The 6,662-nt window shown below is 70.6% G+C and carries 8 protein-coding genes; 2 read left to right on the top strand and 6 right to left on the bottom strand.

All coding sequences use genetic code 11. The features are described from left to right. The 6 genes from ACFQRI_RS14690 to ACFQRI_RS14665 form a co-directional block, all read right to left on the bottom strand. The coding region (locus ACFQRI_RS14690) for a DnaB-like helicase C-terminal domain-containing protein (protein WP_380668717.1) at nucleotides 1–1,055 on the bottom strand (1,055 nt) is incomplete at its 3' end. Between the two features lie 477 nt (nucleotides 1,056–1,532). Then, nucleotides 1,533–1,985 (bottom strand): 50S ribosomal protein L9, encoded by a 453-nt coding sequence (gene rplI / locus ACFQRI_RS14685; protein ID WP_380668715.1) that lies wholly within the window; start codon nucleotides 1,983–1,985, stop codon nucleotides 1,533–1,535. 19 nt (nucleotides 1,986–2,004) lie between these two features. After that, nucleotides 2,005–2,241: a 30S ribosomal protein S18 gene (rpsR, locus tag ACFQRI_RS14680; RefSeq protein ID WP_093151213.1), complete on the bottom strand. Its 237-nt coding sequence runs from the start codon at nucleotides 2,239–2,241 to the stop codon at nucleotides 2,005–2,007. 45 nt (nucleotides 2,242–2,286) lie between these two features. Then, a complete protein-coding gene (locus ACFQRI_RS14675; RefSeq protein WP_380668713.1) occupies nucleotides 2,287–2,778 on the bottom strand; it encodes a single-stranded DNA-binding protein in 492 nt (163 codons plus the stop codon). A gap of 47 nt (nucleotides 2,779–2,825) precedes the next feature. Then, nucleotides 2,826–3,176, bottom strand: a complete 351-nt coding sequence (rpsF, locus tag ACFQRI_RS14670) for a 30S ribosomal protein S6 (protein WP_380668711.1) — start codon at nucleotides 3,174–3,176, stop codon at nucleotides 2,826–2,828. Nucleotides 3,177–3,357: 181 nt separating this feature from the next. Continuing rightward, nucleotides 3,358–4,290: a hypothetical protein gene (locus tag ACFQRI_RS14665; RefSeq protein ID WP_380668709.1), complete on the bottom strand. Its 933-nt coding sequence runs from the start codon at nucleotides 4,288–4,290 to the stop codon at nucleotides 3,358–3,360. Nucleotides 4,291–4,461: 171 nt separating this feature from the next. On the opposite strand from ACFQRI_RS14665, the gene ACFQRI_RS14660 reads away from it, so the two are divergent. Both ACFQRI_RS14660 and ACFQRI_RS14655 read left to right on the top strand, forming a co-directional pair. Then, complete coding sequence (locus ACFQRI_RS14660) at nucleotides 4,462–5,226, top strand: deoxyribonuclease IV (protein ID WP_380668707.1); 765 nt, start codon at nucleotides 4,462–4,464, stop codon at nucleotides 5,224–5,226. 245 nt (nucleotides 5,227–5,471) lie between these two features. Beyond that, a complete protein-coding gene (locus tag ACFQRI_RS14655; RefSeq protein WP_380668705.1) occupies nucleotides 5,472–6,566 on the top strand; it encodes a glycosyltransferase 87 family protein in 1,095 nt (364 codons plus the stop codon). Nucleotides 6,567–6,662: the final 96 nt, after the last annotated feature.

Raw genomic sequence — 6,662 nt, 5'->3', positions numbered from 1 at the left:
CGCTTGCCGGAGGTCATCAGCTGCATGTAGTCCACCACGATCAGCTGGATGTCGTGGCGCTGCTTGAGCCGCCGGGCCTTGGCCCGGATCTCCATCATGGTCAGGTTCGGCGAGTCGTCGATGAACAGCGGCGCCTCGCTGATCTCGCTCATCCGGCGAGCCAGCCGCGTCCAGTCGTCATCGGTCATCCGGCCACCGCGCATGTCGCCGAGGCGGATCCGCGCTTCGGCGGAGAGCATGCGCATGACGATCTCGGTGCGCCCCATCTCCAGCGAGAAGATGACGCTGCCGAGCCCGTGCTTGATCGACGCCGCCCTGGCGAAGTCCAGCCCCAGGGTCGACTTGCCGACACCGGGCCGCGCCGCGACGATGATCATCTGTCCCGGGTGCAGGCCGTTGGTGAGGCCGTCGAGGTCGGTGAACCCGGTGGGGATGCCCTGGGACTCGCCGCCGCGCGAGGCGATGGCGTCGATCTCGTCCATCGTCGGCTGGAGCAGCTCCTCCAGCGCGTGGTAGTCCTCGCTGGCGCGGCGCTCGGTGACGTCGTAGATCGAGGCCTGGGCGCGGTCGACGACCTCCTCGATCGCCGAGCCCTCCGAGCCGTTGTAGCCGAGCTGCACGATCCGGGTGCCCGCCTCGACCAGGCGGCGCAGGATCGCCTTCTCCGAGACGATCTCCGCGTAGTAGCCGGCGTTGGCCGCGGTGGGCACCGTGGCGATCAGCGTGTGCAGGTACGGCGCGCCGCCGACCTTGAGCAGCTCCTGGCGGCGCTCCAGCTCGGCGGAGACGGTGATCGCGTCCGCGGGCTCGCCGCGACCGTAGAGGTCGAGGACGACGTCGTAGATGGCCTGGTGCGCAGGCCGGTAGAAGTCGGTGGGGCTGAGCACCTCGACGGCATCGGCGATGGCGTCCTTGCTCAGCATCATCCCGCCGAGCACGGACTGCTCGGCGGCCAGATCCTGCGGGGGCTGGCGTTCGAAGCTGGTCGCGGCCGCACCCGCACCGCCGCCGTCGTCGGTGAAGTACGGATCGTCCCGCTCGTCGGACACCGTCACCTGACCCCGTCACCTCCTCGGGCAGCACGCGATCGCCCGCGTCCACCGGCGATCCGCGGGCGCGCCGAGCCGAGCGGGCCCGCGGACGGGCCGTAGCGCTCGACGCACGCGCGCGAAGCTAGATCGCCTGCATGGAGCAGGCAACTCAAGTTGTGGACAGAACTCGGGACAACCTGTGGATAGGTTGTGACGAGCTGGGGATAAGTTCCGGCAGCCTTCCGGACAGCTGGGGATAACTTGGGGAAAAGCTCGTTGGATTGAGCTAAAACCCCAGGTCAACAGCTCAACGTCAGCTGTGGAAAGAATCCGTGGAAAACCTTCGGTGTGTCGCGCCGATCGGCGTGTCGCGATCAACAGCCGGGACTGATCGGCACCGCGTCCCGGTGACGGCGAGTACCCGCCCCGGAGACGGCATCGCCCACCCCTAACACGAATGCAGGAGTGGACGATGCCGTGTTGCGAACCGGTGCTACCGGCTCACTCCTCGCCGGTGACCTGGACGTTGACGTTGGCCGTCACGTCCGGGTGCAGGCGCACGTCGACGACGTGCTTGCCCAGCGACTTGATGTGACCGCGCAGCGAGACCGTCCGCTTGTCCAGGTTCGGACCGCCGGCCTTGCGAACCGCGGCGGCGACGTCGCCGCTGGTGATGGAGCCGAACAGCTTGCCCTGCTTGGAGACCTTGGCGGTCAGCGTGACCGCGCCCAGGTCCTGCAGCTGCTGCTTGAGCTCCTGCGCGTGCTCCAGGTTCCGCACGCGGCGGTTCTCCTGGACGCGGCGGATCGTCTCGATCTGCTTCTGCGCACCCTTGGTGGCCACGATGGCCAGGTTCTGGGGCAGCAGGTAGTTGCGCGCGTAGCCGTCCTTGACCTCGACGATGTCGCCCGACTCGCCGAGACCGGAAACGTCAGCGGTGAGGATGATCTTCACGACTCGACTCCTTTCCTGATCAGCGAGCGGTCGAGGTGTAGGGCAGCAGCGCCATCTCGCGGGCGTTCTTCACCGCGATGGCGACGTCGCGCTGGTGCTGGCTGCAGTTGCCGGTCACCCGACGGGCGCGGATCTTGCCGCGGTCGGAGATGTACTTGCGCAGCAGCGTGGTGTCCTTGTAGTCGATCTGCGCGGCCTTGTCCTTGCAGAACACGCAGACCTTCTTCTTCGGCTTGCGCACGGGCGCCTTGGCCATCGGTCTTCCTCCTCGAAACTTCCTGAAGCGTTGGTGCGCCGCGTCCTAGAACGGCGGCTCGTCGCTGAACCCGCCGCCGGAACCAGCGGGCGGAGCCGAGCCCCACGGGTCGTCGGCGGGCGGACCGGCTGGGCTGGGAGCGCCGCCGCCGAAACCGCCACCGCCGCCACCGCGGCTGACCTTGTTGACCTTGGCGGTGGCGTAGCGCAGCGACGGGCCGATCTCGTCGACCTCGAGCTCGACGACGGTGCGCTTCTCGCCTTCCTTGGTCTCGAAGGACCGCTGGCGCAGCCGGCCCTGCGCAACGACCCGCATGCCGCGGGTCAGCGTCTCGGCCACGTTCTCCGCGGCCTGCCGCCAGATGTTGCAGCGCAGGAACAGCGCCTCGCCGTCCTTCCACTCACCGCTCTGGCGGTCGAAGGTCCGCGGCGTGGAGGCGATCGTGAAGTTCGCGACCGCCGCACCGGACGGGGTGAAGCGCAGCTCCGGGTCGGCGGTCAGGTTGCCGACCACCGTGATTACCGTTTCACCAGCCATGACCTGGGGACTCCAGTCTGGTCGTTAGCGGGTTCGCAGTCCGTGGCTCAGACCGAGGCCTTGGCGGCCTTGGCGCGAGCGGCGGCGGCGCGGGCGACCTTGCGGGGCTCGACGATCTTGCGCTGGACCTTGGTCCGCAGGATCGACTCGTTGAGGTTGAGCTGGCGGTCCAGCTCCTTGACCGTGGCCGGCTCCGCGTTCAGGTCGATGACGACGTAGATGCCCTCGGCCTGCTTGTTGATCTCGTAGGACAGCCGGCGGCGGCCCCAGACGTCGACCTTCTCGACGGTGCCGCCGTCGTTGCGGACCACGCTGAGGAAGTTGTTTTCGAGGGACTGAGCGACGGTGCGCTCGTCCTGGCTCGGGTCGAGGATGACCATGAGCTCGTAATGACGCATAGAGACCACTCACCTCCTGTGGACTCACGGCCACGGACTTTCCGTGGCAGGAGGGTCGTCGCGTCGACGAACCGGTCAAGGCTAGCAAGCCTCACCGACAGTGCTTCCATCGCCCCGCGCGGCGCGACCGGGCGGGCTCCCGCGCTCTCCCGCGCGCCTGCGCAGGTCGGTTGCGCTGGGGTTACTGCTTGCGCAGCACCCAGGAGCGGACGAGCGCCGCGGTGACCACGGCGAGTGAGATCGCAGCCAGCAGCACCGGGAGAGCGACCTTCTCCGAGGCCTCGCCGGGCATCGCCTCGGCGCTGCCCGCCGCCCGGATCTCCTCCTGGCGGGCCTGCTCCCGCTGCTTCTGCTCGGCGCGCGCGGCCAGGTCACCGACGCTGGGCGCGGAACCCGGGATCCGGCCGTACCCGGCGTTGGCCCAGGGCAGCTCGGAGGCGCTGCGCAGGCTCGGCGGCAGCACGCTCAGCGCGCGCGGGGCGCTGCCCGCGCTGGGCGCGAGCGGGGGCGCGGAGGACTGCGCGGACGGCGGCGGTGGCGGAGCGGCCGCCGGGGCCGGGCTCGGCTCGGTGCTCTCCCGCGGCGGTGCGGACTCCTGCGGAGGCGGCGGCTGCTCCTCCGACGGCGGCTCGCTCGGCTCCGGTTCGGGCACCTTGACCGTCACCGAGTTGGCCAGGCCGACCAGGTTGTCGAAGTGGAACCGCACCGCGTCGAGCTTGTCCGCGGGCAGGCCGATCTGCTCCAGCCGCGGCGCCGCGGCGTCGGCGATCTGGGAGCCGGAGTAGGTCGTGGTCCCGACCTCGGCGGTGCCCAGCGGGATCGGGCTCTGCTGGTCGAACTGCTCGACCGCGTCGTCCGCGGGCCCGAAGGCGAGCGGCATGGCGAGCAGCACGGCCTCGCGGAGCTTGAGGTCCATGGTTTCGGGCGCGACCACGACCTGCTGCCCGGGCTCGGCCTCCACGACGGCCAGCGAGGTTCCCACCACCAGCGGTTCGGCGGCGTGCGCCGACGGGGCGCCCAGCAGCGCGAGGGCCAGGCCCGCGAAACCGGCGGCCGCCGAGCGGCGGAGCGCGCGCGGCTTGAACAAGGGATTGGGCTTGCCCCGTGGACCCATGGCTCGCCTCCCCGCGAACAGGCTGTCGATCAGCACCAGTGTTTCATCGGTCTTAACGCGCAAGTACCCCCTTTGGTTGCGGAAGATCGGCAAATCGGTTGAAGTCCCGTTACCCGGCCGCGCCGCGACTCCCGAACACCGCGTCGCCCGGGCCCGCATAGACTCGCCGCTATGCGTATCGGCGCCCACGTCCGCGATGACGACCCGTTGACCGCCGCCGAGGAGCGCGGCGCCGAGGTCGTGCAGTTCTTCCTGTCGGATCCGCAGGGCTGGAAGGCGCCCAAGCCGCACCCGCAGGCCGAGGCGCTGCGCGGTTCCCAGGTCGAGGTGTTCGTGCACGCCCCGTACGTGATCAACGTGGCGTCGCTGAACAACCGGATCCGGATCCCCTCGCGCAAGTCGGTGCTGCAGCAGACCGCGGCCGCGGCCGAGGTGGGCGCGCGGGGGTTGATCGTGCACGGCGGGCACGTGACCAGGGACGACGATCCCGCCGAGGGCGTGGCGAACTGGCGCAAGCTGTTCGAGCGGCAGGCCGCCGAGGGCGGCTTCGAGGTGCCGGTGCTGATCGAGAACACCGCGGGCGGGACGAACGCGATGGCCCGCTCGTTCGACGCGCTGGCGCGGCTGTGGGACGCGGTGGGCGAGTTCGGCGCGGGGTTCTGCCTGGACACCTGCCACGCGCACGCCGCGGGCGAGGACCTGGTGGACGTGGTCGAGCGGGTCAAGGCGATCACCGGGCGGATCGATCTGGTGCACCTCAACGACTCGCGGGACGAGTTCGGCTCCTCGCGGGACCGGCACGCCAACATCGGGGCGGGCAACATCGACCCGGAGGTGCTGGCCGCCGTGGTGCGCGAGGCCGACGCCCCGGTGGTGGTGGAGACCCCCGGTGACGGCCAGGCCGCCGACATCGAGTTCCTCCGCGGCAAGCTCTGAGAGGGGAGCCCGCCATCTGGGGAGCGGGGAGTTCGCGGCGGGCGCTCGGCCTCGCCGCGCTGGTCGGCCTGTGCGCGCTGACCCTGGGCACGCTGCTGCTGGGGTACGCGAACAAGGCGCGGTGCACCGGGCCGGAGTTCGACGAGTGGGGTCGCTCGGGACCGAACTACCAGGAGCGCGCCTACCGCGACGTCTGCTACTCGGACATCCAGAACCTGTGGATCGGCCGGGACATCGACCGGCACGTGTTCCCGTACGTGCACGGCTCGATCGACTCGGACGGCTCGCTGCACGGCGGGGTCGTGGAGTACCCGGTGCTGACCGGGGTGCTGATCTGGCTGGGCGCGCTGCCGGTGCACACCGACGCGGGGTTCCTGCTGGTGTCCGCGCTGCTGCTGACGCCGTTCGGGCTGGCGGTGACGTGGTGGCTGGGCCGGTTGAGCCGCTGGCGAGCGCTGCTGTGGGCGATCGGCCCGCCGCTGGTGTTCTACGCCTTCCACAACTGGGACCTGGCGGTGGTGGCCTGCGCGGTCGGGGCGATCCACCTGGTGCACCGGCCGGGTTCGACCGCTCCGTTGCGCCGGCGCGCGACGTGGGCCGGGGTGCTGCTGGGCGTGGGCTTCGCGGTGAAGATCTACCCGGCGATCTTCGTGCTGCCGTTGGCGCTCTACGTGCTGACCAGCGGTCCGGGCCGGGACTGGCGCGGAGCGCTGCGGGTCGCGGGGGCGGCCGCGGGCACGGCGGTGCTGGTGAACCTGCCGTTCGCGCTGGCCGGTTTCGAGGGCTGGTGGGCCTCGTTCGAGTTCCAGTCGCGGCGGCAGGTCGATCTGAGCACGAACTCGATCTGGTTCTGGGGCTTCCGCGAGTGGACCGGCGAGCAGTGGTTCCAGGACGCGATGGGCCTGGTCTCGCCCGCGCTGATGCTGGTGGCGTTCGCGGTCGCGTGCTGGGTGGGCTGGCTGCGGTGCGCGCGGACCGGCTGGTTCCCGTGGCTGCAGGTCTCGGCGGCGATGCTGTGCGCGTTCCTGCTGCTGCACAAGGTGCACTCGCCGCAGTACGCGCTCTGGTTGCTGCCGTTCTTCGCGCTGGTGCGCGTCCGCTGGGGGTGGATCGCGGCGTACCTGGTGGCCGACGCCGCGATGTACGCGGGGGTGTTCCGGTGGCTGTACCTGATCTCCTCGGGCGAGCCGAGCGGGATCTACGACGGGTTCACCGCGCAGGCGTTGATGATCGGGGTGTGGGGCCGGGCGGCGCTGCTGGTGGGGCTGTTCGCGGCGTTCCTGTCGGCGCGCTCGGTGGTGGATCCGCCGGAACGCGCGCCGTCGCCGGTGCCCCGCTAGGCGCTGTTCGCAGGTGCCGGCGCGGCAGCACCGGCGCGCACCAGGAGCGCGAGAAGGCCCGAGACGCCGGGCGCCTCGGGCCTTCTCGGTGCGGTG

The organism is Saccharopolyspora griseoalba (assembly GCF_042665275.1).
Lineage (GTDB): Bacteria > Actinomycetota > Actinomycetes > Mycobacteriales > Pseudonocardiaceae > Saccharopolyspora > Saccharopolyspora griseoalba.
Note: the sequence above shows the minus strand (reverse complement) of the source record. Positions and strands in the feature narration are given on the sequence as shown.